At 65.3% G+C, this 1,367-nt stretch carries 1 protein-coding gene; it reads right to left on the bottom strand.

Annotated features, from left to right (window positions below):
* Nucleotides 1-1,273, bottom strand: a 1,273-nt coding sequence (locus ACFQS2_RS14340; protein WP_377794182.1) for an IS1634 family transposase, incomplete at its 3' end; no start/stop codon positions are given.
* Nucleotides 1,274-1,367 lie beyond the last annotated feature (94 nt).

The following is a 1,367-nucleotide window of genomic DNA, read 5'->3' as shown; positions in this document are numbered from 1 at the left end:
TCAGCCCGACCAGGCCACGAGCTCGTTCGAGGGACCCCTCGTCGAGGGCCCGGCCCGCGGCGGTGGTCTTGACGAACCGGGTCGACTTCACCGCCGCGTCCCCGTCGATGACCGCGCGGGCACGGTTCTCCTGCGCGGTCAGCGTGTGCCCATCCCGGGTAGCGCGCTTCTTCGAGAAGGCCCAGACCGCGCGCCAATGCCCGGGATGCTCCTCGGCATTCCAGACCGGTTCCCGCCGGCGCCGCTTCTGCTCCGTTTTGGCGTTGCCGTGGCGGGGCGTGATGGTGTCGATCAGCTGTCCATCCTCGAAGGCGTCCCCGTTCCAGTGGAAGTGATTGGCGAGGTCACCGGGGGCTTTGACCTGTCTCGAGCCGACGATGAATCTCAGACCCGCTTCGTCCAGCGCGGTCAGGTTGGCGGTGGAGAGCATCCCCGCATCAGCGACAACGACCATGTCGGCGAGGTTGTGACGGTCCTGGAACTGCTTGATGATCGGCACGATCGTGCGGGTCTCCGCATGGTTGCCCTCGAAGCAGCCGATCTCCAACGGGAATCCGTTGCGGTCCACCAGCAGCCCGACCACGATCTGCGGATCCACCCGGCGCTCCTTGGAGTAGCCGACCTTGCGCAACTGATCTTCGTACTCTGCCTCGAAGTAGAGCGTGGTGACGTCGTAGAGGACCAGAGAGATGTCGCCGCTGGTGGCGGTGTGTTCGAAGCACTTCGTGGCGATCTGGTCGCGATAGCGGCGTTCCTGGGCCTGGCGGAGGTGGCGATAGATCGTCGCGTGATGCGGTGGATCCACACCCAGCCCCTCGAGCACACGGATCGAATCGAGCTTCGAGGTCGGCTCCACCAAGCGTGCCAGCACGACCTGCTCGAACACCTCGTCCTCGACGACCCCGAAGCCCAGGCGCGAGTACGCAGCTCTCAACGTGGACCAGAGCACATCGCTGGTGGTTCCCACGACGCGAACACCACCGTGACTTCCCGCAGCAGACGTCTCTGCTGGTGGTGCAGCAGTCGGGATGAGTTGGGGCTGTTGCTCTGCGGGGCGGGCCAGCGTGGTATCCGCTCCGGAATCCACGCCCAGTTCGAGGGCTTCCTGCTCGCCCTGGAGGATCTCGCGGCCCCGCTGGACCAGCAGTGCGACCTCGACCGGACTATGACCGGAGCCGAGGTGCTGGATGATCTCCAGCTTCCCGTGCCGCTTCTGGACGACCTGCACCGCAGTCGCTCCGGACCCGGTCCTCACCTTCCGCACGAACGCCACCCCGTTAGTATCCCGAATCACCCACCTCGACCCACAAACCTCCAGGTCAACGGGTTGATAGCTCGCCAGCGACATCACCGTGCATCAAGTCAGG

This window comes from Brachybacterium sp. GCM10030267, from assembly GCF_042666875.1.
Lineage (GTDB): Bacteria > Actinomycetota > Actinomycetes > Actinomycetales > Dermabacteraceae > Brachybacterium.
Note: the sequence above shows the minus strand (reverse complement) of the source record. Positions and strands in the feature narration are given on the sequence as shown.